General features: G+C 46.9%; 16 protein-coding genes. 1 reads left to right on the forward strand and 15 read right to left on the reverse strand.

The window, feature by feature from the left end; all coding sequences use genetic code 11:
* Positions 1-45: 45 nt before the first annotated feature.
* The 8 genes from DR864_RS12150 to DR864_RS12185 form a co-directional block, all read right to left on the reverse strand.
* The gene (locus DR864_RS12150) at positions 46-1374 is read right to left on the reverse strand and encodes an enolase C-terminal domain-like protein (RefSeq protein ID WP_374755794.1); all 1329 of its coding nucleotides are present in this window, start codon (positions 1372-1374) and stop codon (positions 46-48) included.
* A gap of 64 nt (positions 1375-1438) precedes the next feature.
* On the reverse strand, positions 1439-3769 hold the full coding sequence (locus tag DR864_RS12155) for a c-type cytochrome (protein ID WP_114067234.1): 2331 nt from the start codon (positions 3767-3769) through the stop codon (positions 1439-1441).
* 133 nt (positions 3770-3902) lie between these two features.
* Entirely contained in the window at positions 3903-4475 is a 573-nt protein-coding gene (locus DR864_RS12160) for a hypothetical protein (protein ID WP_114067235.1), read from the reverse strand.
* A gap of 285 nt (positions 4476-4760) precedes the next feature.
* Positions 4761-6089, reverse strand: a complete 1329-nt coding sequence (locus tag DR864_RS12165; protein WP_114067236.1) for a DEAD/DEAH box helicase — start codon at positions 6087-6089, stop codon at positions 4761-4763.
* Positions 6090-6170: 81 nt separating this feature from the next.
* Entirely contained in the window at positions 6171-7940 is a 1770-nt protein-coding gene (locus DR864_RS12170; RefSeq protein ID WP_114067237.1) for a purple acid phosphatase family protein, read from the reverse strand.
* A gap of 91 nt (positions 7941-8031) precedes the next feature.
* Complete coding sequence (locus DR864_RS12175; protein WP_114067238.1) at positions 8032-9672, reverse strand: glycerophosphodiester phosphodiesterase family protein; 1641 nt, start codon at positions 9670-9672, stop codon at positions 8032-8034.
* Between the two features lie 87 nt (positions 9673-9759).
* Entirely contained in the window at positions 9760-9954 is a 195-nt protein-coding gene (locus tag DR864_RS12180) for a hypothetical protein (RefSeq protein ID WP_114067239.1), read from the reverse strand.
* Between the two features lie 129 nt (positions 9955-10083).
* Positions 10084-10941, reverse strand: a complete 858-nt coding sequence (locus DR864_RS12185) for a glycerophosphodiester phosphodiesterase family protein (RefSeq protein WP_114067240.1) — start codon at positions 10939-10941, stop codon at positions 10084-10086.
* A gap of 173 nt (positions 10942-11114) precedes the next feature.
* Here DR864_RS12185 and DR864_RS12190 point away from each other — a divergent pair, with 173 nt between their 5' ends.
* Positions 11115-11816, forward strand: a complete 702-nt coding sequence (locus DR864_RS12190; RefSeq protein WP_114067241.1) for a hypothetical protein — start codon at positions 11115-11117, stop codon at positions 11814-11816.
* 107 nt (positions 11817-11923) lie between these two features.
* On the opposite strand, the gene DR864_RS12195 is transcribed toward DR864_RS12190, so the two are convergent.
* The 7 genes from DR864_RS12195 to DR864_RS12225 all read right to left on the reverse strand — a co-directional run bounded on the left by DR864_RS12195 (position 11924) and on the right by DR864_RS12225 (position 25899).
* Entirely contained in the window at positions 11924-13270 is a 1347-nt protein-coding gene (locus DR864_RS12195; RefSeq protein ID WP_114067242.1) for a PhoPQ-activated pathogenicity-related family protein, read from the reverse strand.
* A gap of 48 nt (positions 13271-13318) precedes the next feature.
* Positions 13319-14563, reverse strand: a complete 1245-nt coding sequence (locus DR864_RS12200; protein WP_114067243.1) for a hypothetical protein — start codon at positions 14561-14563, stop codon at positions 13319-13321.
* 86 nt (positions 14564-14649) lie between these two features.
* Entirely contained in the window at positions 14650-16287 is a 1638-nt protein-coding gene (locus tag DR864_RS12205) for a SusD/RagB family nutrient-binding outer membrane lipoprotein (RefSeq protein ID WP_114067244.1), read from the reverse strand.
* A gap of 22 nt (positions 16288-16309) precedes the next feature.
* Positions 16310-19723: a SusC/RagA family TonB-linked outer membrane protein gene (locus DR864_RS12210; protein ID WP_114067245.1), complete on the reverse strand. Its 3414-nt coding sequence runs from the start codon at positions 19721-19723 to the stop codon at positions 16310-16312.
* A gap of 340 nt (positions 19724-20063) precedes the next feature.
* Positions 20064-21752 (reverse strand): SusD/RagB family nutrient-binding outer membrane lipoprotein, encoded by a 1689-nt coding sequence (locus tag DR864_RS12215; protein WP_205319237.1) that lies wholly within the window; start codon positions 21750-21752, stop codon positions 20064-20066.
* 29 nt (positions 21753-21781) lie between these two features.
* The gene (locus tag DR864_RS12220; RefSeq protein WP_114067247.1) at positions 21782-25063 is read right to left on the reverse strand and encodes a SusC/RagA family TonB-linked outer membrane protein; all 3282 of its coding nucleotides are present in this window, start codon (positions 25061-25063) and stop codon (positions 21782-21784) included.
* 293 nt (positions 25064-25356) lie between these two features.
* Complete coding sequence (locus DR864_RS12225) at positions 25357-25899, reverse strand: RNA polymerase sigma factor (RefSeq protein ID WP_114067248.1); 543 nt, start codon at positions 25897-25899, stop codon at positions 25357-25359.
* Positions 25900-25956 lie beyond the last annotated feature (57 nt).

A 25956-nucleotide genomic window follows, 5' to 3' on the forward strand; every position in this document is an offset into this window, starting at 1 on the left:
TAAATTTTAAATTTATGGTGCCTTGATACTTAAGATAAAGTTTATCTATCTTGGGAATAACGCTTCATAATGCGCCGAAGGCTCAAAAATACCTGCGCTTTGGGCGTAGAACGACGCATCAGTTGGGTAAACACCCTTCACCGTTTTTGTCCAAGTAGCGCCCGATTTGGGGTGATAACTCATGAGCCGGTCCCAGTTTTTGTAATATTGATGCCCATTGGTTTCTTGTAGCCCAATCGACATGTTGGGAAACGGCGGCAGCCGCGCTGCCACGGATTTATTCCAATCCACCAGAATCGGGCTTACCGTCAGGTCGGCGCAGAAGCAGGGAATGTTTTTTTCGTAGGCAAGCTGCGCAATCTTCATGGTCATGCTCAGGGTTTTGGCGATGGCCTTGACCGCAATGGCCGAATAACCCTGCTCAATGCGCCGAGCGGCATCTTCAACCGTATGGGCGCTTTCGTCGGCGGCAATGCGTACACCAAAATCACCCACGTAGACCTCATTGTTTTCGGCAAATGGTTCTTCGACCACGGCAATTTGATCAAACGCACCAATTTTTTTTGCATGGTCCAAGAACCGCAGTAGTGTGTCTTTGTGCTCGTAGCGACCGTTGGCGTCGAAATAATACGGAATTTTGCCGCTTTTGGTGTAGGGCGTTTCATAATGCCCGATAGTCTTGTGCAGCGCGGTCAGAAATGCGAGGTCTTTCTCCAGCATTTCTTGCTGTGTGCCCGCCGCCCCCGTTTTGAGTTTGAGGATAAAATAGCCTTCATCGGCGGCGGCTTTGATGCGCTCCGTGGTAGTTCCGACGCTAAACGACGGAATGCTCGCCACTTTATCGTGCCGATACGATAGCCCGGGCCGATAGGCCGCTGGAATCATTTCATCAAAGGTTTTCATGTTGTTTTCGTGGGCGTACAGCAACCACGCCGCATTGTCTACGCAAACCAACGCATTGAGAGCGAAGGTTTTGCGCAAATCTGCCACGCCCGTGATTTTTTTGCCGTATGCTAGCACTTCAGGCAAAACCTGCTCCATCAAATCAACAGGATTGGTAAAAGAAGTGCCTTTGATGATTTGCAGTGCGCGTTCGCTCATGGCGTACATGAGCGCATTGCCAGCACTTTCGGAATGGCCAGCTGCCACCCGCGCATCAGACCACAACACTCCCTGCGTTCCCAAACCAATCTTCCGAACCCCCGATTCTGACTCTATCATGGCCACGGCCTGCCAACTATCGGTGATGGCGCCACCCTTAAAACGGTAGGCATTCAGCGGTTCACGTTCAAAATTGGCGTCAACGTTTGTAATTTTAATCAATTTTTCGCGGGTTTCGGCAAAAGTTGGTTCCGCCAAACCCAATGCCGCCATGCTGCCCGTATACTTCATAAATTCGCGCCGATTAAGGAATTGATTTTTGAAAAAGTCCATAAAATTAGTTCGGAATATTGTTTAAAGTATACCACGCTTCCGACGACCAAAGCGATTGTCCACGGCTGCTTTTGAGCGCATCTGGCAATCGAAAATAGACGACGTGCTCTTTTTTTAGATTCGGAATTTCGAGAAAAACCCGCGTTCGGTCTTCCGAAATACTCATTTTCTGTACCGTCATCGTCGTCAAATCCATTTTGGGGCCACCGTAGTTTTTGGTCGGCAGGTACCACCATTGGTGGATTAGAAAATCAGCGGGGCGCAGCTTTTGCCCTTCTTTGAGTGGCTCCGTAAATTCAATCTCAAAGCCCTGCGGTTTGGCGCGCACGGCCAGCATTTCAAAGGTACTTTTGCCGTTGTATTTTATTTTTTGTAATCCCCGTACGCGGTCTTTCCAACTCCAGCCGCCGCCTGCCATACCTACTTCTCCCACATACAACGCACCGTCTGGCCCCAAGCGCAACCGATTAACGCCCGCCTCAAACCCCTGCGAAAACCGAAAAACCGCCCCTTGGTACTCACCGTTTATCTTTTCCAAAAAATCGCGTTGAATGCCGCCGTGGGTCACATCGCCGTGGAACATTTGGCCTTTGTAAGGGCCGTCTTTTATCAAAACGGGCTCGGAGGGAGAATTTCCAATCTCATCTTCAGGCAACCAAATCGCGGGCGGCACCATTCGCGGGGCGGGCTCGTCGCTGAGCCACCCCCACGCCATACCGTGGTACTCTCCCTTTTTGACGTGAATAAATTTATTGCCGGGCAGCCATTGCCCCTGATTGTCCGTCACAAATAGCTCATTATCAACCCCTAAACCGATGCCATTGGGCGTGCGCAGGCCGTAATTGACGGACTCAAAACTACCATCTGGAGCGATTTTTATGGTACGACCTCGGTCGGGCAATTGCTTTTCGTCGGGTTTGAGGCGCATCGCCATCGAGAGAGTCACGTAGAAATAACCCTCTTTGTAGACCAATCCAAAAGCAAACTCGTGAAAATCGGCGGTAGCGCCCCAACTGTTGCACACTACACGGTATTCATCAATAATTTCGTCGCCATCGGTATCAATGAGCTTCGTTAATTCATGTTTTTGCAAAACGTAGATTTCACCATTAACCACCTCAATACCAAGTGGCTCAGCCAAGCCAGACGCAATACGTTTGACGGTGATTTTATTGGTATCTCCCGTGGCAACATTGTCCAATACATACACACCGCCGACTTCATCCCACGTGGTAACCAAAAGCCGCCCGTCGGGTTTGAATGCCAACGCTCCTACGCGGGGTTTGAAGTTTTTGGTGTGCAGCGTTTGCAGATCATAGCTCGGATGAACTTTATCGAGCGGTGCCCCAAACCCCGGTGAATTTGTGCGTTGCACTGCCGGTTCTTTTTTTGGTTGGTTCACTGGTTTTTGGATAACGACCTCTTTGGGTTTGAGCGTAAAAATATAACTAACCATGGCCGTCAGCTCATTTTCGGTTAGCAAGGCGTGCGAATTCATGACGCCAGTGCCCCACACGCCCGTGCCACCTTCCCTAATTTTATTTACCAGCAAATCCACCGATTTTTGGTTATTGGGATAGCGCTGCGCTACCCGCTGAAACGCCGGCCCCACTTCGTTTTCATCCACTTTATGACACACAAAGCAATCGCTTTTGTCCATCAGCGCCCGTCCCGGATGAACGGCTTTGGCGACGGGTTGTGGCGGAAACTGCTCGGGCAAGGGTTCAAAATAAGCGCTTAGGTAAGTAGTGTTATTGGAATGCAAAGCCCTTATTCCCTCGGATGTTTGTACAGAAACGGCAACTCCTTCCGGAACATTTGACGTGGTAAACATTCTTTCCAATCCAGGCTTTCCAGCCGTATTGCGTACAAATTCGGGGCGCTCCGTCACGAGAACGGTGTCTTTGGAAGGAAGAAGCAAGGCAAAATGCAGATAAATCTGTTGGTTTTTGAAGGCATAACCTTTATAAAGTACGCGAGCAGGCTCGTCCTTCCCACGGATGCTAACATGCCACGGCGACGCGGATAAACTGTCCCACAGGTAGGCGGTTCCCCACGAACCGGGTTGAATATCTTTTTTGTTGGTATAAGCAGCCCCTTCCAGCGTGATGCCGCCTTTCCAGACCTTGTACAATTTGCCTTTGGCCAAATCGTAGGCTGCGTAGCATTCCTTATCCAACGCCAAGGTCAGCATCCGGGGCTTTTTGTCGAGCACCGAGCGTATCGCCCATACATCCAACGGCCGCTGAATGTCTTCTTTGCCCGAAGGGAAACCTGCCGCAAAAACAACCACCGTCGCGGCCAATAAGGCCAAATTTCGTAACCGTATCGTCATAACCTTCCACCCGTGGATTGGAGTTTTTTTCTGGGTTAAGAAGGTGTTTTGGGCGTTTATTTACTCCTTGCGCTGAGGTAGGAAGCAAAAACAAAAAAGAGGACGGTGGAGACACCGCCCTTGGCTATAAAATTCATTCTGCCATCGAATCTGTATAAATTTGCTTGAACTCTAACCCTGTAAAACCCAAATATTCATAAAGGGATTTAAATTCATCTTCATCGCCTTTAATTCCCGAGTAGGTCAATATCTCTATTTTACTCGTTTCTGGAATTTTAAATAGCGATGATTCCGAAAAACGATTAGTATGAAAACTATAATCTAATATTCTTCCTTTCGAACCGTCTTCATACAACTGCCATTTTGTTTTTTTTTGATTAAGCGGATTAATGCATTTTAACACATTTAAAATATATAAATTAGTATTATCCTCCAGCTTTATGGGCAATACTTCTCCTGCCATTTCAATTAAACTAAACAAATCACTATTTAGAACCTCTTCATCAAACGCAAAAGAACCGCCACTCCCTGTTGTGAAAAAATTACCTTTTTTCTTTTTCGGGTTATAAATATACCAATCAATGTTAGGCCAAGATTTTGATTTGGGATAACAATTCAAATCCATTAGATTTAATAATTCACTTTCCTCAATTTGGGGTAATACCCATTGATAATCTAAATTGGTTGTTACTTGGTAGATTTCCATTTTAGTAAGCTATTTTTGCTCCGTTGTTATCACTTACGCGCTGGTTGGTGTCCGCACCAACCAGTTTTATTAAGTCAACAAAAAAGAGGTTGGTGCGGACACCCCTCGGTCGCGGACACCACCCTCGGTCGCTCAGGCAACGTCAATTCTGATCAGACCACGAAGTACATCCTTCACAAACTGCTTCATTTGGGCAACGACTCCGTTTTGTCTCATAACAGTGATAGGTTTAAATGTATGATTTTGCAAAAAGAGGGCGGTGATAACACCACCCTCGGCACCGGTTTATGATTTTCGGGTTTTCCGAATCGGCTTACCGTACTTTTTCATCATTTCTTTGGCGTGATTTCGGCGTACGTTTACCTTTTGGTTCTTTTCGGTTTTTTCGTGAAACGCCCCACCGAAGGTATCGCTTTTGACAATTTTTACGCTGATGATTTTCGTGTAACCCGTATCTCTTTCTTCGGGGGTGAGTTCATCCGAAATTTCGAGTAGTTTGGGCAACGGGCGCATCGGAATCGACTGCTTCATCAGGGCTTCGATGGCTTCTTGTTGCTCCTTCTCTTTTTCCACGATAAAACTGATGGCGATGCCTTTTTTATCCACCCGGCCCGTACGCCCAATGCGGTGTATGTAGGTTTCGGGAAGTTCGGGCAAATCAAAATTAATGACGTGCGATACTTCCGAAACATCCAAGCCCCGCGCAATGACGTCGGTGGCAATGAGCACGCGGCAAGCTCCGCTCTGAAAGCGATTAACAGCCTCAAAACGCTGCATTTGGGCTTTATTGGAGTGAATCACGCTGACCGTATCGCCAAATTGCTTTTCAAGTTGTTCAAACAATTGGTTAGCCAAGGTCTTGGTCGCGGCAAAAACCAGCACTTTGACCATGTCGGGGTCGTGGCCCAAGAGCAATTCGAGCAGATTTACTTTGGTGTAAAAATTGGGCACTTGGTAGGCCATTTGGTAGATATTCTCCAACGGCGTACCAGCTGGAGTGGCCTCCACTTTGACGGGATGGTGAAAATATTCCTGCATCAACTGCTCCACTTCGTCGGTAATGGTGGCCGAAAACAGAAGGTTTTGGCGTTTTTCGGGCAAGGTATCCAAGATGAGTTTCAACTGCGCCCGAAAGCCCAGATTGAGCATTTCGTCGGCTTCATCAAGCACCAATTTTTTCACAGCTTTGGGCTTAATCACTCCGCTAGAGAGCATATCTACCAAGCGCCCGGGCGTAGCTACCAACACATCCACACCCTGCGAGACCTCCGCCACTTGTGGCTTCATGTTCACGCCTCCGTACACACCCACCGTCACCACACTCATGTAAGGGGTGAGTTTCTTGACCGACTCCACCACCTGCACCACCAGTTCTCGGGTGGGCACCAGAATAACTACTTGCGGATTTTTTTCTTTTGAAAACTGAAATTGCCGAAGGCAAGGCAATAGATACGCCAAGGTTTTTCCCGTACCCGTTTGTGCAATCCCGTACACGTCTTGCCCCGACATTACCACCGAAAATACCTTTTGCTGAATGGCGGTAGGCGTCGTAAAGCCTAAGTCATTGAGGGCATTGAGCAGTGGTTTATTGAGATTTAATTCGTCGAAAGTCATACCTAATTCGTTAAAATAAAGACTAAAGGTACAGGGATTCAGCGAATTTTACATGAACGAGCCTAAATCAGGGTGGCGTTTTTATTTCTCAATCGTAAATTCATCCTTCACTTTTCCGTACTCATCCAAACAGCGCAGGGTCAATTTGTTCTTATCAATTCGGATGTGCTGGTACACTGGTCCACTCTGAAAACGCGCCGCCGCGTAGGGTTCTTCGGGCCAGTTTTTGTGTTGGCTCGGAATACTGATAGAAATGGTATAAATCGTGCCTTTGGCGGGAGAGTCCACAGGTTTTTCGGCATACATGGGTTTGCTACGCATGTAGTAATGCACGTGCCCACTCATGACCATATCAACGTGATAACGGTCAAACAGCACACCCCATTCTTTGCGAATTTGCGCATAATCTTCTTCAAAATTATAGGGCGGGAAGTGCAGCATCACAAACTTCCACTGGGCTTTGGTTTGCGAAAGCTGCTTTTCAATCCAAGCCGTTTGCGCATCAATGGGCGACGTGCCATCGAGCATGATAAACAAGGCATTTTGGTAATGAAAAGCGTAAGTCCGCTCAGAAGGCACCTTGTCAGGCCCATTGGCAGGCAAGCTAAACAGGTTTTGGTACATCGCCGCGCCCAGCCCATCCTGACTGTCGTGGTTGCCAGGAATAGGCATAAAGGGTTTTTGACTAAAAATCTTTCCCGAATGATGAAAAAACTCATCCCACTCATTGCGGTCAAGGCCCGTACTGACCAAGTCGCCGATGACCGAATAAAAGGAAATTTCGGGGTGACGTTCGAGCGTTTGACGGGCCATTCGCCCCCAATCGGGCGATTTGTGCGTATCGCCAAACCACACAAACGAAAACGCCTCTGGCTGGGCCGCTTCGGTCCTAAAATCAGCCACTTCTGACCAACCCGTACTCGCAGAACCCACCCGATACGCATACGCGGTGGCAGGCGCAAGTTGGGTTAGTTTGGCCGTAAAACGCTGAATATAACGGTCGTTGCGCAGCAGGCGGTCTTCCATCTGAAACGGCAATGCGTTGGCGGTCAGCGTATCGGTCGAGTTTTTTTTCCAGTATTGTACTTTTCCTACTTTCACCGCCGCCTGCGTACGCCACTGCACATCAATGGAGGTAGAAGGGTTGGCGCTCCACGAAAGCAGCAACTGATCGGGTTTGTTGAGGGCGGGATAGTCGGTCTGACGGAAGGCTTTCACCAAATGGGCTTCACGGGCGCGTCCACGAATGGTGGTTAATAATTGCTGCCCCTGCAATGCCAATGGCACTTCTGTGAGCGTGAGTTCATCCCAATCATGGTACGTAAAAGCACCTACTTTCAATTCTTCAATGTGTTGATTGTCGGGAAAAACGTTTGAGATAGTCAGTTTATCCCCTTTTTTCTGCGGCCCTACGCCCACAAAATACACGGGGCGGTGCTTGTCAAACCCGTTTATTCCCAACTCCACTTTACCTTTAGAAAATTTCTTTTGCCAGACTTCGTAGGTATATTCTTCATTTTTCACGAGCATGTTTGTTTTTTGAAACCCACTTTTTGCCAACCAAAACGGCGGCACTTTCTGCGCTTGGTCGCGCATGAGAGAGACGACCACGGGTACATTTACGTCAAAAGTCCAGTAACGAGTGGCGAGGGTCTGTTTTTCTTCGTTCGTTAAAAAAGGCAGAATGTAAGCTTCCGAAATGGTGTCAAGTTGCGCAGTTGTCAGTTTTTGATACAACCGCGTGACCACATTGTCCATCACTTTTTGAACCGTAGAATCGGTAGTGGCGGCGGTGCCAAAAAGCAAAAAAGCACTCAAGAAAATTGAGGTAAAAAAAGCAGTAAGTTTCATGGTGGGTTGATTCACGCCAAGGAGCAAAGCATTTAAGCGTATCCATTACTTTGCTCCATAGCGGCTTGATGGGAGTTTGAGTAGATTATGTTTATTTAACAACAGGATATTGTTTTTCGAGCCACTGGACCATTTTCCCAAAAACATCCACTGCCGCCGAGGCGCTCATGCCGTGTTTTTCGTGGGGGTACAATTCCAACTGGGTCAGGATTCCCAATGATTGGAGTTTTTTATGCAGATTTTCGGCCTGACTTACGTGCACCAATGGGTCTTCCACGCCGTGGAACGAAATGGTAGGCACGCCACTTTCTTTGGTGAGGTGCAACAACGGGCTGGCATCTACACAAATTTGTGCTTTAGGGTCGGCCTCGCCCAAAAACCGAATAACGGTATTATTGGCATCACTGCCATCAGCCCGCACAGACTTGTCGGTCAGGTCGGTAGGCCCCCACAGGTTCAATACGGTTTTTACTTGTTTGTTGGGGTCATGGGCATAGGCATAGAGCAAGGCCAAATGCGCCCCCGCGCTGCCGCCCATGAGGGCAAATTCATTGCCGTTAAATCGGTAGCGTTTGGATTGAGCCGACAAAAAGGCAATGGCTTTCTTAACATCTTCGATTTGAGCTGGAAATAGATTTTTGCCGTCTTTAACCAAGCGATAATTCATCGAAACCACGATGTACTTTTTTACACCGACCAATTCATCAATGAGTTGTTTGGGAAATTCGCTTTTATCACCCCGGCTCCACGAACCGCCGTGGATGTAGACCAGCACTTTGGTATCAGGCGTATGATTTTCGGGGATGTAGGCATCTAGCATGTTTTCTTTCCCTTCGCCCGTGGCGTAGGGAACGTCTAACAAGGATTGATACGCGGGTTTTTTGGGAACAATGACCGCATTTTTGGCCACGCCATCGCGCCAATTATTGGTTTTAAGGTAATTGACCAACGCTTCGGGATGGTCGGTTTGAACCCCTTGAACTCCTTTGCTCAACGCTGAATCCCACGCATCTTTGCCTTCAGAAGGGCTTTGAACATCGAGCCAAACCGCCACGCCTTCTTCCAGCGCAGTTTGCACCATTGCTTGCTCGGCGATGTTATCTAGCACTTCTACTTTTACCTGTCCCAAAAAGAATTTCAACTGCTGGGGGTTCTTTACGTCATCCAACAAGCTGGTCATCAGGGGCATTTGCGGGGCAATACTGCGCCATTGCTTGTAGTAGGGCACTTTGTTTAGGTACACCACAATCTGCCTTTCCATGCCCTCTTCCTGAATCTGTTTCCAGGTTTCGGCCACGTCGGCGTCTTTAAAATCCAGATAAATATTAATCCGATTCTTGCACAACTTCAACACTTCCCGAAAAGTCGGAATTCGGTAAACGGTGGCCTCCTCTGGTTTGGGACTTTTGAGCTGAAGTTGGCTCAGTTCGGCAAATGTCTTGGCTTTGACCTCACCCGTGGCGTTGGTCATACGGTCGAGGGTTCCGTCATGGTGAATGACCAACACCCCATCTTTGCTCGTCCGGATATCGACCTCTACATAATCTGCCCCGCTTTTAATTGCTTCTTCGTAAGAAGCAAGGGAGTTTTCGGGCACATTCACGTGATTGCCACGGTGGGCAATGACCACAAACTTGTGCTTAGAAACTGGCAAAGGAATTTGGGCATAACTTCCGAAGAATGCCGTTACTGTTATTAAAAACAGTAGAAACTTAGAGAGGTATTTTGTCATATAACTATACTGTTGCGAAATTCGCCCAGCGCTTATAGAAGATACAGGTTTATTACGTTAAAAAAGGGGTGGATACAGTCGGAAAATTTACTTTTCTTGTTGCACGCTTTTTGCGTGTTCGTTCTCGGAAAGCAATTGCATGAAGTAACGCTCCAACACTTCCGAATAAGCGGGCGACATTTCATTTTCCCCAATACCAGCCAAAAATTCTTCGAGTTCCACTTGTGAAATCTCGTTGCGCATCAGCCTACCAATCAAATAGTCAGGACGGTTGGTTTCCATTATTTTTTTGGCTTGTTATATGTCTATATACTTTGTTCCAATCATAAAAGGCTACTCAGGATGTGTTAAATTTAAGTTTTCAATTATTTGATTGGACAAAAACGTCGTTTGTAAATCAACAACCTTCTCTTAAATATGTAAACCTTTCTCTTTCAATAGCTTTAACAACAATTCTGGCTCATCTGTTTGAATAACATTGGCCCCGTGCTTCAACAATTTGTCGAGGGCTTCGTCTCGCTTTTCAGTCCGTAGCAATATATCTATCGGCCCCAACGCATTAATCCACACGCGTGCCCCGCGCCTCTTGATAAGACTGACCACTTCGGGTGTGTAAAACGAAAAATCAATGTGTACCACTTCAGGTTTGAAGAGCGTAATGGCCGAATCAGCCATGGTTTGCGAATGTGCTCGGGGCATGAGCATGTATTTTTTATCGACCTTATCCACAAAATGGAGGGCATTGTAGTCACTGTCGAAATAAAAGACAATATCTTCAGTTTTGGTCTTCTTTACCACATCAATGATAGGCCCCAATTTGTCGGTTTTCAAATCCAAATCAACCAAAATACGTCCTTTTGCCAAACGTAGCACCTCCTCCAACGTAGGGATTTTCTCTTCGGTTTTTGCACCTTTTACCACCAAATTGTAGGTTTGCAGCTGCGCAAAGGTCATGGTTTCGGGGTTTCCTTTGCCGTTGGTTGTGCGGTCAATCTTGCCATCATGCATCAATACGGGTATACCGTCAGAAGTCACTTTGACGTCAATCTCAATGATATCAATACCCAGTCGTATGGCTTCCTTAACGGCAGGGATGGAGTTTTCGGGGTAGACATGATGGACTGCGCGGTGCGAGGCCACCAACACGGTATTGGAAGTAGTCGTTAAGAAGTCTTTTTTGATTTCTTTGGCGCGCCGCGCCGTCATGGTGGCGGCAGTTCCGATAAAAAGGGCCGCGCCTACAAAAGCAACAGTAATTCTGTGATTCATGAGGGTTACTTATTTATCACTTAATACCTCTGGCTCGCGTAAAAAGACTAATTTGAGCACAGGTTATTTTGATAATTGTCTTTCGTCGTACCGTAAAAAAAACGATTGATTAACAATCCAAACCAGTTCATTAATTTTGACCATCAATACATTACCCACTTAATTTTTTCCCAATGACTCGTCTTTTTCTATTCATTATTTTACTCCTCACTTTACATCTAACTTCCGCCCAAAACCGTTATAAATACCCAGTTTTACCCCAAACTGGCGAAAAAATAGAATCGTTTGTGCCCAAAGGCTGGCACATCGTGGAAAAAGCCGAAGGCGAGCTCAACAAAGACAACGCACCTGACCTCGCCGCCGTGGTAGAAGCCGACAAAGACGTGCCCAATCTCAAAGAAGAAGATTATCCACAAAAGCCTCGTATTCTGCTGATTGCCTTTCGACAAGCCAATGGTAGCTATACTTTATCCATTCAAAGCAACGAGTCTGTCTTGCTTTCCAATGAAGGGGGCGTGATGGGCGACCCGTTGGTGGGATTGACCATCGAAAGGGGTACGCTGTTGGTGCAGTTTTATGGCGGGAGCGCCGACCGCTGGGGCTATGACTACCGCTGGCGTTTTCAGAACAACGACTGGTTTTTGATTGGTGCTACGGCTACCTTTTCGTCAATGAGTACGAATCAATTTAACACCTACGATTTCAATCTCTCAACGGGAGCCGCCGAGCACACAAGCGGGGCTTTTTTGGAAGAAGAAAACAAGAAAAATACACCTGACAAAAAACGGAGCTTCAACATTGGCAAAAAACCGCTCTTCAAACTCCGTAGCTTCAAGCCCATTACGACCCAGATTTACAAGGATGTATATATTTAAAGAAAGAGCCAAAATCAATTTTTGACCAACTCCTTCAGGTCATCTTTACAAACGCAAACCCCGACCATTGAGCCGGGGTTTGTGCAATAATGGGGTTGCGCTTTTTGTTACAATATACCCTTTGAATCGGTCAAAAACATGCGCGTACTAACGGTGTACGTACCGCCGTTGGCGTCTTTGTATTTTAAATCCACGTAAAACGCTTTGTAACCGCTACCCGCATAGGCTTCCTGCAACTTTATTTTTGAGGTATTGGAAACGCCTAAACTATAGCTCGTCCATTTTTCATTTCTAAAATCTTTGTCCGACGAAGTAGCGGTCCACACAACGGCGTCTACCAAATCATTGCGATCGGTTTTGATGGAAACTTGCGCTCCTTTTTTCTTAGGGCTTACTTTCCACGTAGGTGTAGGATAGTTGCGGTCGTTGATGGTCGTTCCAAAAAACGCGCTCAATGCCTCTAATGCCTGTTTTCCTCCGCCCAAGTCGTGGCCCGCGTTGGGCACGTAGTGAATCATGTTTTTGCCCGGAATCTGGTCGTAGTAATGTTTGATGGCATCAACGGTCCAGTACTCGTCGTTGGTTCCGATAAAAATCAACTTCGGAACGGTCAATTTTGCGCGGTACGAGTAGGGGTCAATCATGGTCGTGATGGCGTTACCTTGGGGGGTATTGGCCGTTTGAGGAATTTCAAGTTTTACATAATCTTCGATTTGCTCGCTGTAGGCGCCGTATGATTTCAACTGATAGTCGAGCGTAGCGGGCATATTGAGCATATCAATGACCATCGGGCCGATGGCTTTCACCCGTTTATCATCAATGGCGGCCGAGAGCCACGTGGTCCAACCGCGTTTGGAAGCGCCCGTTACCACAAAATTATTGACATCATGTTTGAGGGTTTGTTTTGAAAATTCCTGCACGGCATCCATCGCTTTTACGGCGCTTTTCACCATCGGAAACAACAACGGCCACGAATAATCTCCGTCTTTTTTGAAGTTATGTAAGGTGTACGAAATCAGGGCGTCCTCGGTCAGATTACCGTATAAAGGCTGATTGGGTGCTTGTTTCAGCAAGACGACAATGGCTTTATTTTTGGCCGCGATGCCCATCAATGAAGGCCACAGTTTGTCACTTTTGCTCCAATTGGGTTGTTCTTGTTTGTTGGAACCACCCGTAATGAAAAGCATCGCGCCATCGTGCAGGTTTTCTTTGGGAACCATCACGGTGAGTTGGTGCCGCCACGCGATTCCCCGCCATGTCTGGGACGTAAGCAATAAATTATAACCCGTTACATCTCCTTCTTTAAAGGAGTCTTTCAACTCCCACGAGAAAGTTTTATCTCCATTGTTGACGTAACTTTTAAGGGCTGTTTCGGGGGTAATGGCCTGCTGTGCATAGAGTTGGCAAATACCAAGGCAAACACTAAGTACTAAACTAAAAAAGGATTTGTGCATGGCAATAAATTGATTGTTGAGGAATAACGGTTAACTATTAACGATTTTTTATTCTGGCTTAGGGCTTTCTTTGACCAACTTGAGCGCCTGTTCAATGTAAATTTCACCCGTCATTTCGCCGAGGCTGGTACGACTTATATAGTCATAACGTTTGAAACTGTTAAAATCTACTTTGGTGAGCATATACCCAAACGCGTCGTTGGTGAGGCCAAACAAAAACGGCAATTTGGTGTTCATGTGCCGTTTGAGGTAAAAGCCGATGTTGGGCAATGCCTCACCCGGAATGGTCAAAATCTGCGCCGGCCCGATGTTCAGCAGATTTACCTGCGTACTTACGGCGTCGGGTTTGGCATTGGCGTGTTTGAGTGGCGAATTTTTGAGAATGTACTTCATCATGTCGGAGTCAACGGGAAACTCTACAGTCCGTGCGGTGCAATACACCGACGGGTTTGATACCGTCGTCGCAGTACTGACAATCCTCAGGGCTTCGTCGCCGAGCAACTCTCCGATACGAATGCATTCTTCCCACGTATTGGCTTCCGTGTTGGCTTCGCGGCGGGTATCGGCCGTGACCATTCCACCCTGCGCACCGTTTAAAAAAATGGCCATACCACCACCTTTAGACTCAATGCGGTCGTATAATGGTCCGCACAAATCGGGGCTTAAAATACCCCTTCCAGCACCCAGTACTTCAGGGTGAATAGCGTAATTAACCAAGGTAGCAATGGGTTTTCCTGACTTGGAAATCGCCTGAATCACGCCACAACGAGGGTCGTACAAATCGGCGGCGTAATAATTATAGGCAATCTTTCCCTTTGCTTCTCCCACGGCTACTTTCAGCGTAGCTGGCTCCAACTTGGTAACGGCTTCATTGACCGCCTCGGCGATTTTTTTTACGCAGTCTTCCAAATAATTCAAGTCGGCCGATGTTTTGCCCGTTTGGTCAGGAAATCCGTAGGCATCTGGCCCGCTATGGGTATGCGTACAGCCAATTAGAACATTTTCGGGAGGAATGCCTTTGATTAACCCCCTTGAACGGTTGCCCAAAATAGATGACCAACCCAGATTATCTACGCTCACAATGGCCACGCGGGTGTTCCCTTTTTCGAGCACCAACACCCGGGCAAACAAATCTCCTTTTTTCTCCGTTGCTGGTTTGGGCGTCCCGATGCCACCCGATACGGGCAAGAGCGGATTAGGGGTAATGACTCGTAAGGCTGCGGCGGCTTTAAATTCTTGCGCACCAGCGTTATAATACAATAAAAGAAGCAGTAAATAAGCAATTTTTCTCATGTGAATACTTTCTATTTTTATTTGTGCAAAGGGCAAAAAAAGGGTGGATATGATCCACCACTTTTTTGTTCAACTAACCCAAAAAATTACCACGGTTTGCCCGTACCCTGGATTACCCACGGTTTGGACCAAGGACTGTTTTTACCGTCAACGGTTGAGTAAGGCGTTGTTTCCAACTTACTCATGGCCGATTCGGCATTTGTTTTATTCAAATTACGTTCGTCAAGCATGTAATAAAAACGTACTGGCAACACATTCCGCTTCGATTGATTGCCTGTTTTCAGTTCGGGAAAACCCGTTCTGCGGTAGTCAAACCACGCTTCCTGCGCAGCCGTCCAGCTCGCAATCCATTTTTGCTCAATGATTTGCTTCAACGTACCATCAAACTTAGCATCCGCTCCCGCGATGTAGGCCGCGTAGCTGCTACCCACTCCCCAAGTATCCATCGACGCTTTTACACCTGCTTCATAGTGGGTCTTGGCATCACCAGCAGCCCATCCTTTCAAGGCGGCCTCGGCCAAAATAAAGCGCACTTCCGCCGCCGACATCAGACGTGATTTAAGCAACGGCCCTTTGGCCTGACGATAAATATCACTCAGCCACGATACGTGCGGGTTGTTGGCTCCTTGCTCAGCCGTTGGACTAAGGTTGTAGGTAGGCCCGCCCAACATCGCCGTTGGCAATCCCACATATTCGTTGGTATTATATTCTTTCCCAACCACTTTGTCGGGCGACAAATAGCGTTTATTGCCATCTATTTTGTCCGTTCCTTTTGGAAGAGCAGGGTCAACAACGATTTGAATTTTAACTTTGTTGGCCCAAATACCCAAACGCGGGTCTTTCAAAACAAGCAGTCTGTCCACAAATGTAGCGGCCATTTTAATCCGGCGATAATTACTTTCACTGGCGTCATAAATGGCATTGGCAGGCCACGAATCATCGTTGCTATTGCCCGCAAAGGGCATGGCGGCATCATCGGCAATGGCCGTAATGATGGGGTATTGGGTGGCATTGGCTACGATTTTTTCAATACCCGCCTTGGCTACGTCTGGTTTTTTAGCAGAGATACGCATGTAATAACGCAGCGCAAGCGAATTGGCCAATTTCCGCCATTTGGCAGGCGCGCCCTGATAATACACATCGGCGGTGCCGACGGTAGCGGTATATTCGGTTGCATTTTTGGAAAGCAAGGTATTGGCTTTGTCCAAATCAGCTAAAATACCCGTATAAATGACTTCCTGTGAGTCATAGGCAGGGAATGTATTTTCTGCCCCACCTACGGCCCCTTTCAGCGCTGCCGAGTAGGGAGCATCGCCCCAAAGATCGGTGATTAACCCAAACATCATAGATTTGACAACCAAAGCAATGCCTTGATGCAACTCAGACTTGATGGCTACGCCACGGTCGTACACGTATTGGTTGTTGCGCAGGATGTCGTAATACCCCGCCCAACTCTGGCTACCGCCCCAATCATAGTCATTGTGGCCACCGCTCCAGCCGTCTTTTTGGGTGTGCTGCATTACCCCAGCAATGTCTTGATACCCTAAGTTAACAAATGCCTTGCCCGTTTCGGTCAATACCGTCGACAGCACCAAATTCGGGTTGGCATTGTCGGGGTCTACCCCGTTGGGGTTGATGTTCAGTTCGGTTAAGTCTTTGCAGGAAAACACCGTACAGGAAAACAAAACCGCGAAGCAGGTAAATTTGAGTGTGTTGAATTTCATCACTTTATCCGTTTATGTTTTCTTAAAAAGTTAAGCCTAATTTGAAGCCGACCGGAATCACCCAAGGATTGACGTTGTAGCGCTCAATTCCTTGTTTGAATTGGCTACCACCCTGAATCCCCGCTTCTGGTTGGAATGCGTTTTCGGGGTCAATGTTGATTTTAGCGGCCGTCCACAAGATAATGTTGCGACTATAAACCGAGAAGTTGGCACTCTGAACACCCACTTTCCGCAACCAGTTTTGGGGTAAGTCGTAGCCCAATGTAATTTCTCTCAGTTTCAAGAAAGAAGCATCGTACAAAAATGCCCGAGTAAACGACCACGCCGTACTGCCCGCAAACGGCAGGATGGTGGTTCCAGCTCCACCAAGGTTTTCTTTGAAGCCAGTTGGGTTTCCGTTGGCATCGTAGCCCGTTGCAATAACACCCGGAATGAACACCCCACCGTGCGGCAGTGTGTATGGGCCGTATTTGAACGGATAGCCGCCGTAATCAGGCGTTGGACCACCCACCAGGGGGAAATAATTTCCGTTAATCCGAATGAGTTCATCCTGATTGGCAACCAGATAATCGCGCAATGCTTGACCCGTCAAACCGTTAGGGTTGATGAGTTTATCCAAAAACAACTGAGACTGTCCGTTTTCCTCGCCATAGCGGTAGGTTTGAGAAACAAAATCCCCGCCATTTCTCCAGTCAAACGACATGCTCAGGCTAAAGCCTTTGTACGAAATCGACGTTTGCAATCCCATGATAAATTTAGGGTTGAAGTTACCGATTTTGTTTTTAGTGTTAATGGCGTCAATCGACTGCCACTTACCCGTTTGGTCCAGAATCGGATACCCAAAATATGGCGATTCTTTGTTTTCGACCGTCACGATTTTGGCGTCATAAATATCTCCGATTTGTTCGCCCACGTAGGTCCATGCACCTCCTTTAGCATCTTGCCACAGGGTATAGTAGGGCAAATCATCCGAAAGGGACTTGATGGTAGTACGGTTGCGGGTCCAGTTAGTGGTCAAATCCCATCTCCAGTTATTGCGGTCCACGATGGTTCCACCGAGGCTCAACTCAAAGCCTTTGCTAACCAGCAAACCCGCGTTGATGTTTTTGGATGAATAACCCGACGAAGGCGGCAACTTGGTGCTCAGGATTTGGTTACGATTTTCAACCATATAATACGTACCCGAGAAGCGCAGACGGTTTTTGAATAAATTTAAGTCAATCCCGCTTTCGTAAGAGGTCACGATTTCAGGTTTTAAATCGGCAATCAGAAGCGTTCCTGGCGTTGACAAACGCGGAATGCCATCCCACGTACCCGCGTTGCCCAACGAACCGAGCAATTGGTACGGATTGGCGTCATTTCCTACCTGCGCAAAACCTGTTCTCAATTTCAACATGCTGATTTGACTCGTCAATGGCAACATTTCGTTCACCAATAAGCTCAACGAAGCCGAAGGATAGAAATACGAGCGGTTGGCCGCAGGCAATGTACTCGACCAGTCGTTACGGGCCGTTACGTCCAGAAAAATCATGTCTTTGTATCCAAAATTGGCCAATCCGTACACGCTGTACATGGCACGTTGGAAACGGCTGCTGTTGTAATCTAAGTTGGCGGGCGCAATGTTTTGAATGTTAAACACCCCGGGTACAATCAATCCAGTGCCTCCCTTGGTAGCGTTGGTGACGTTTGAGCCCCGCTGATAACGGGAGTTCCCACCCGCCGAAAGCGACAAGCTGAAGTCTTTGATGTCTTTTTTGTAGGTCGCCAAGAAGTCAGCGTTGGTTTCCAAATTGGCAATATTGATAAGGCCATAAGCACCACGCGGGTCGTTGGTGTAGCTGTTGGCTATTTTCAATTCACGGTTTTCATTATACGTATCAACGGCATAACGCCCCATCAGGCTGAACGACGGCGAGATTTGCCAGTCGGCCCGAATGTTTCCAAATACACGGTCGCGGGTAAAGCTGTTGTTAACCTCGTTTGCCAAGAAATAGGGGTTATTGTAAATTCCTTTGAACTGTGAGCGTTGTTGAAGTCCTTCCTGACCTGGCAACCAATAGTTTTCTAGGTCTTTAATGTCGGTGTGGGGCGAAACAGCGTACGCCCATTGCAAGGGGTTGGTTCCACGATTACCAGCGGGTCGGTTGTTGGAATTAGAACGACTCAGGTCAAGATTGGTGCTGATTCTGAGTTTTTCATTCACCTTCACCGACGTGTTCAGGTTGATGGTATTTCTGAACAAATCAGAGTTGGGAATAATGCCCTGGTTCTGCATGTTAGAATAGGATAAACGATAGCTGTAATTGTCGTTACTGTTGGCCACCGACACCCCGTTGGTAGTAGTAATACCTGTCTGTACAAAATTTCTGACATTATTAGGGTGCGAAACCAACGGCATTTTGATGGGTTTACCATTGGCATCGAGTGGGCTATTCCACTGCACTTCTTCGTAGCCTTTATCCAACGCGGCACCATAAGTAGCCCCCACATTTTCCTGAATAAGCGCCCCAAACGGATTGGTCAGCGGATTTCCACTGACGGAAGGCGGAATGGCAGAGAATTGACCTGGGCCAAACTGAGTTTGCCATTTCAGAAACTTAAACGGTTTATCAAAAACGGTATTAGACGTAATCGAAACAGTCATTTTCTTGGCTTTAGCCCCGTTTTTTGTCGTAATCAACACCACACCGTGCCCCGCACGCGAACCGTAAAGGGCCGCCGCACTGGGTCCTTTCAAAATCGAAACGCTTTCAATATCGTCGGGATTTAGACTGGAAATGGAGTTGCCAAAATCGGCGCGGTTGTCATTTCCTACCTGACTTATATTGTTGAGGGTATTGGCCAGCGGCACCCCGTCAACGACAAACAGCGGCTGATTGTCGCTCCCCAATGAAGTAGCCCCCCGAATAATCATACTAACCGACGAACCAGTGCCGCCCGTAGAACTTACCGTAACCCCAGCCACCTTTCCAGCCATTGCATTCAAGACGTTTTCTTGCGCTACCCGGTTCAGTTCTTTGCTGTCAATTTTACCTACCGAATATCCCAGCGATTTTTCTTCCCGCTTGATACCCAAGGCCGTTACGACTACCTCTCTGAGGTTTTCAGCACTTGGTGTCAATGAAACATCCACGATGCTTCTGGCTCCAATGGCTACCTCCTGAGCGGTAAAACCTACGAAGGAAAAAATCAAAACTGGATTGTTGCCAGAGACCTCAATGGAGTACGCACCAGCACCGTTGGTACTGGTTCCTTTCTGGGTCCCCTTTACAATAATATTTACCCCGGGCATACCGGTACCGTCTTCACTGGAAGTGATTTTGCCGGTTACAGTTCGGCTTTGCGCCATCGCTGTAGAGAAGCATAACCCTGCAACCACTGTTAAACTAAGCAAACACCTCAACGTACGTTGTAGAAAAGTAGAGCTAATAATCATGGTTATTATCGGTTAAAGAAGTTCTATACTCCAATACCCATAAACCAATTAAACAGACTACTCTGCATGAAGAATTATTTCAAAAAAATGTACTATTTAATGATAATTTAAAAATATTATAATATTACAGTAATCTTATAATATTTTTTATAAAAAAGATTTTTATTAACTCATTGATTAACAGAAAATTAACACTACATACCTGAGGATTAAACGCAATTAACGGAAAATCGTATACAAAAATCGTTCTCAAAAATATCCTAAAAAACGAAAGGCGAGGGAAGATTCCCCCGCCTCTCAGCATACTACCAATTGTACATTTTAACTATTTTTTTTTCTTCTACCACGGTTTGCCCGTTCCCTGAATAACCCACGGTTTAGACCATTGGCTGTTTTTGCCTCTTAAACCCGAATGTTTTGTTGTTTCAAGCTTATTGATGGCATCATCAGCGTTGGTACGGTTGAAGTTTACTTCATTGTCGCCATAGTTGAAACGGACGGGCAATACTGGTTCAGCCGACGCCTGACCCGCTTTCAATGCTGGAAGGCCCGTTCTGCGATAATCAAACCATGCTTCGGTGGCAGCGGTCCAGCTCGCAATCCATTTTTGCTCCATGATGCGCTCCAATGTGTTGTTGTAAGCTACGCCTGGCTTGGCAATATAAGCATCGTATTGTGAGCCTACGCCCCAGGTTTCGAGGGAGTTTTTCACCCCTGCGTTGTAGTGCGTGGCGGCGGTTCCTACGGCCCAGCCTTTTTGAGCGGCTTCGGCCAAGATGAAGGCCGTCTCAGCCGATGAAGCCAAACGCGCTTTCAACAATCCGCCGCTGCTTCCGCGATAAGCATCCGCCAACTGAGAAACGTGTTGATTTTGGACCGTTTGACCGGGCGTTGGGTTATTGTTATAATAATCAGGTTGTCTCAAGCCCGGTGGCACGCCTACGTATTCGTTGGTATCCAAGGTTCCAGTGTATAACTTAGGATTGTAATGACGGGTAAACTTAACACCTTTTTTTACTTCTGCATTAAATACAACATCCGTTAAATAACGAGTTCCTTGCATAATCACGCCGTCTTTTCTGATAAACTCATCAACGGGAGTAGCAAGGGTTGGGTCGGCTACCCAACGTACATATACTGGTGCAAACCATACTTTGAGGCGAGGGTCGCTGTTGGTCATCAAGCTGTTAAGCAAGGTTTGAGCGGGTTTTTTACGTCTGAAGTTAGATTGCTCCTGGTCGAAAGCCACCGCACCTGGCCATGAATTACCAGCAGTAGCGCCAATGTAGTTCATTACAGCATCCTCAGCGGGTGTTTTCATATAAACTCCCGACGCGTAGATAGCCTCAATACCCGCTTTGGCTTCTGCTGGCATTTTTTCAGAAACCCTCATGTAATAACGCAACAAAAGTGTGTTGGCAAATTTCTGCCATGACGTAGGATTACCCGCGTAGAAAATATCGTATCCTGCGGTATAACCAGTGGCATCTTTGGTCGCAAAAAGCGCCGAAGCAGCTTTCAAATCAGCGATGATTCCTTTGTAAATCACCTCTTGGCTATCAAATCCAGGCTTCAAAAACTCATTCGACTGGTCACCTTTTACCGCAGAGGTATAAGGTGCATCTCCCCATAAATCAGTAATTACGCCAAAGATGAATGAACGCATCGTCAAGGCCACGCCTTGGTGGAATTTGTAATTGAGTTCTACTGAACGCTTGTACAAAAATTCGTTGTTACGCAACATATTGTACCAGCCACTCCAGTCTTGCGGGCCCCAATCGTAGTGGTTAATTCCGCTAAACCAACCATCGTGTTGGATATGTTGCGCTACCCCAGCCACATCACCGTAGCCAAGCTCCAGATAGCCCCGGGCAGCGTTGTTCATTACTTCTGGCATCATTAAGTTGGGATTGGCGGTAGCTGGGTCAATCCCGTTGGGGTTCTCGTTGATTTCAGACAGGCGGTCGCTGCAAGAAGCTACCAGCATGACTGCGAGAACCAAAACCGATTTTGATATTTTCTTTAACATGTTGATCGTAGTGATTTAAATGTTATTGGTTACAAATTGAAGTTTAATTTAAATCCGACCGGAATGGTCCAAGGCATCACGTTTTGCAATTCGATTCCCTGACGGAAGCGACCGCCATCGGCTTGGAACGCTCTTTCGGGGTCAATTCCGATTTTAGAAGCCGTCCACACCATGATGTTTCTGGTGAATACCGAGATGCTGGCGTTACGGAAAGCACCGATGTTTGGAATATTGTATGATAACGACAATTCTCTCAGCTTGATGAACGAAGCATCAAACGTGATTTGCTTGTTAAAGCTCCAAGGGTAAGTATCCGTGATGGGATAAATGTTGGTACCTGCACCGCCCAAATGCTCTTTGTAAGTGCCATCAGACTGAAGAATTACGCCCGGAATAAATCCGCCATCGCCATCAGCACCCATACCGCCCGTTGCTTTGGTGTGACCACCCACACGTGGGAAGTTACCGTTTTCAGGAATGATGTATTTCTCAGGATCTGATTTCAAAAGGGCCACTAATTCTGCCTCTGAGTACAACCCACCTGGAATCAACTGATTCAATTGGCGCTGTGATTTCCAGTCAGACTCTCCGTAGCGATAAGTATACGATTGGAAGTTACCGCCGATACGGGTATCAAAGCTAGCCGCCAACGAGAAACGCTTGTATGAAAGCGTTGCTTGCATACCCATGATAAAACGTGGGTTGAAATTACCTACTTTTTCGCGGGCAGTACGGTCGTTTACCGCAATCCACTCGCCATTGTTATTCAAAATTGGCCAACGGTAATAAGGAGAAGAAGCATCTTTGACGGTAGCATAGCCACGGCTGTAGATATTACCGATTTCTTCACCTACAAAAGTAAACGCCCCGCCGTTGTTGTCATCCCAAAGTTGATAAAAATCCATTCCTTCGGTCAGCTCTTTGATGACGGTACGGTTGCGAGTAAAATTCACGTTAAGGTCCAGGTTCCAACCGTTCTTGTCACGAATCGGGCTACCTCCCAAGTTGATTTCCCAACCTTTGCTGGCCAATAAACCTGCGTTGATTAGCTTGCTACCAAAACCCGAAGAAGATGGTGTAGTGATACCCAAAATCTGGTTTTTATTCTCTACGTAGTAGTAAGTACCTTCAAAACGCAGACGGTTTTCGAAGAAACCTAAGTCAACTCCAAATTCGGAGGAAGTGGCGATTTCAGGCTTCAACTGTGAGTTCAAAAGCGTGCTTGGTACACCCGTAGTAATCAAACTTCCCCATGAGCCTGTACCCAATGTTGGAACCAATTGGTACGGACTGGCGTCGTTACCTACCTGCGCCCAACCAGCTCTGAATTTCAGCAAGGAAATTGACTTAGGCAAGTTGAACGTGTAGTTTGCCAACCAGCTCATTGAAGCCGATGGGTAGAAATACGAACGGTTTTCGGCAGGGAGCGTGCTCGACCAGTCGTTGCGGGCGGTCAAGTCCAAATAGAGCATGTTTTTGTAGCCCAAAGAAGCCATTCCGTACAAGCTGTAGATGGCTTTTTGGTTGGTTCCGTTGCTTACTTGCAACGATGCCAACGGAATGTTAGAGATTCTGTAAAGCCCTGGCACGGTCAGGATACTGCCGCCCATAAAATCTTCATTATAATTCTGAACCATGTAGTTACCACCACCCGATACGCTCAAATCAAACGACTTGATGTTCTTTTTGTACGTCAAAAGGAAGTCCGCGTTGGTTTCTTTACGACCGATACCCTGCTTGTAATATCCACCGTTGCGACCACGACTGTAGCTCCAAGGAATGCTAGTTTCGCGGTCTTCCACAAACATATCGTGTGAAATACGCGCAAAAGCCGACAAGTTTGACGTAATCGAGTAATCTAATTTCATGTTTCCGTAGATACGGTCACGGTTGAAGGCGTTGTTGATACCATAGGCCAAGAAATAAGGGTTATCACCGTTTGTTGGTGAGCGCTGCTTGATTTGCTCGTTACCTGGTAGCCAATAATCTTTCAATTCTCTAATGTCAACGTGCGACCACTGATACACAGCCTCCAACGGGTTGGCACCACGGTTGGCGGTAGAAGGGCGGTTGTCTGACTGCGAGCGTACAAAGTTCAAATTGGTCGTCAATTTTACTTTGTTGGTAATATCGTAAGTAGCAGCGGCTGACAATGAATGGCGATTCAAATCCGAGTTAGGAATGAGACCTTTGTTGGTCATCATGTTGTAAGACACCCGGTAGGTAGTTTTATCATTTGAACCTGAAATCGCGATGTTGTTGGTAGAAGTGATTCCCGTTTGCAGGAAGTTCTTCATATTGTCTTTGTAAGACTTCAACTCAGTTGGCACTTTGTTGCCGTTGGCATCCAGCGGACTGTTCCACTGAACGGCGGTCAAGCCTTTGTCCAGTTCAGGGCCACCCCAATAGGCCGAAGTCTCGTCCAAACGGGCATTGCGGTCGCCATTGCCGTATTTGTAGTGTAGATCAAGGTAGCGGTAAGGCGTTTCAAACACGTTGCTTGTCGAAAACGATACGCCGAGTCCTTTACCTTTTTTACCCGATTTGGTGGTAATCAAAATCACCCCGTTACCAGCACGAGAACCGTAAAGAGCCGCCGCGCTGGGGCCTTTCAAGACCGAAACGCTTTCTACGTCGTCGGGGTTAATGTCGGAAATGGCGTTACCGTAATCCACGTTGTTACGGTCGCCCATGGAGCGAAGGTTGTTCAGGTTGTTGGCAACAGGAACTCCGTCAATCACGAACAACGGCTGATTGTCGTTGCTCAATGACTTAGCACCACGAATGATAATACTTACCGAAGAGCCTACACCACTGGTTTGGTTGATGGTTACCCCCGCTACGCGTCCAGAGAGCGCATTCAGCACGTTTTCTTGGGGTACATTAACGATGTCTTTTCCCGACACCTCGCCCACTGAATAACCCAAGGCGCGTTTTTCACGCTTGATACCCAAGGCCGTTACTACTACTTCGTTAAGGTTTTCGGTGCCAGGCGTCAAGGTGACATCCACTACGTTGCGGTTGCCTACTGCCACTTCAGAAGCATCATAACCTACAAACGAAAATACGAGCACGGGATTGGCCCCGTTTACTTCGATGGAGTAATTTCCAGTCGCATTACTGCTGGTTCCTTTTTGCGAACCTTTCAGAACGATGTTGACGCCGGGCATTCCGGTACCGTCTTCGCTGGTGGTGACTTTACCTGTGATGGTCCGGACCTGCGCCCAAGACGTCACAAAACAAGTCCCCACAACCATTGTCATAAGCAGCAAACGCCTTAGCGTTTGTTTCAGAATAAAGTTGCAGTTCATCTTTTGTCAATTGTTTAAGGTATTAAATGGTACTCATAAATACAGGTTGTCCTATGTGATGTACTATTCGTAATAAGATTATTTTTTTACTAAGTACGGGTAAATAAGCAAGCAGGTGCTTCAAACTCAGCAGTATAAACATGAAACATAGGCATAGGGAACCATCTCGTGGGCGATGGACTTAACAACAGGAATAAGGCAGTGAAAGTAGGGATACAAATCTTCGAAAATAGGGCAATGTTGGTGTGTATTCACGGACTTTACACCCGTGCAAAATTTATTGAATGGGCCAATTACAGCACAGCCGCCATGTCTACCCGCTCGCGCAGAAATTGCTTGGCTTTAACCAACTGATTTTTGACGGTATTTTTTGAAATACGCATCAACTCCGCAATCTCCTGATAAGATTTACCTTCCTCAATATTCAGCTTCAGAATGATTTTTCGCTTTTCTGACAACGAATCAATGGCCGAACGTAGGCGCACGATCTTTGCTTCCTCTGTCTCTATCTCATCGATGTGCCTATCCTCCATTCGTTCCATGTACTGCTGACGAATAAAATGGCTTTTTTCCATTTTTTTAAAATGGTCAAAGGCCAAATTACGCAAACACGTAAACAAATAGGAGTTGAAGTTAAGCTCTGGATTTATTTGGGTTCTTTTTTCCCAAATCTTTATGAAGACCTCGTGCAGCATGTTTTCTGCTTCCTCTTCATCTTTTACGAGCGAAACGCAAAACTTAATCGCAGGGGTTTTGTAGTGGTTGTACAACTCCGCAAAGGCAGTCTGATCACCTTGGATTACTTTACGCAGGGTATATTCGCTGATACAGGCCATGGTGTAGTTTTTTGGGAAAGGTTAAAACTGGGTATAGATTGTAAAAGGACTACTTAT

The organism is Runella rosea, assembly GCF_003325355.1.
GTDB classification, from domain to species: Bacteria; Bacteroidota; Bacteroidia; order Cytophagales; family Spirosomataceae; genus Runella; species Runella rosea.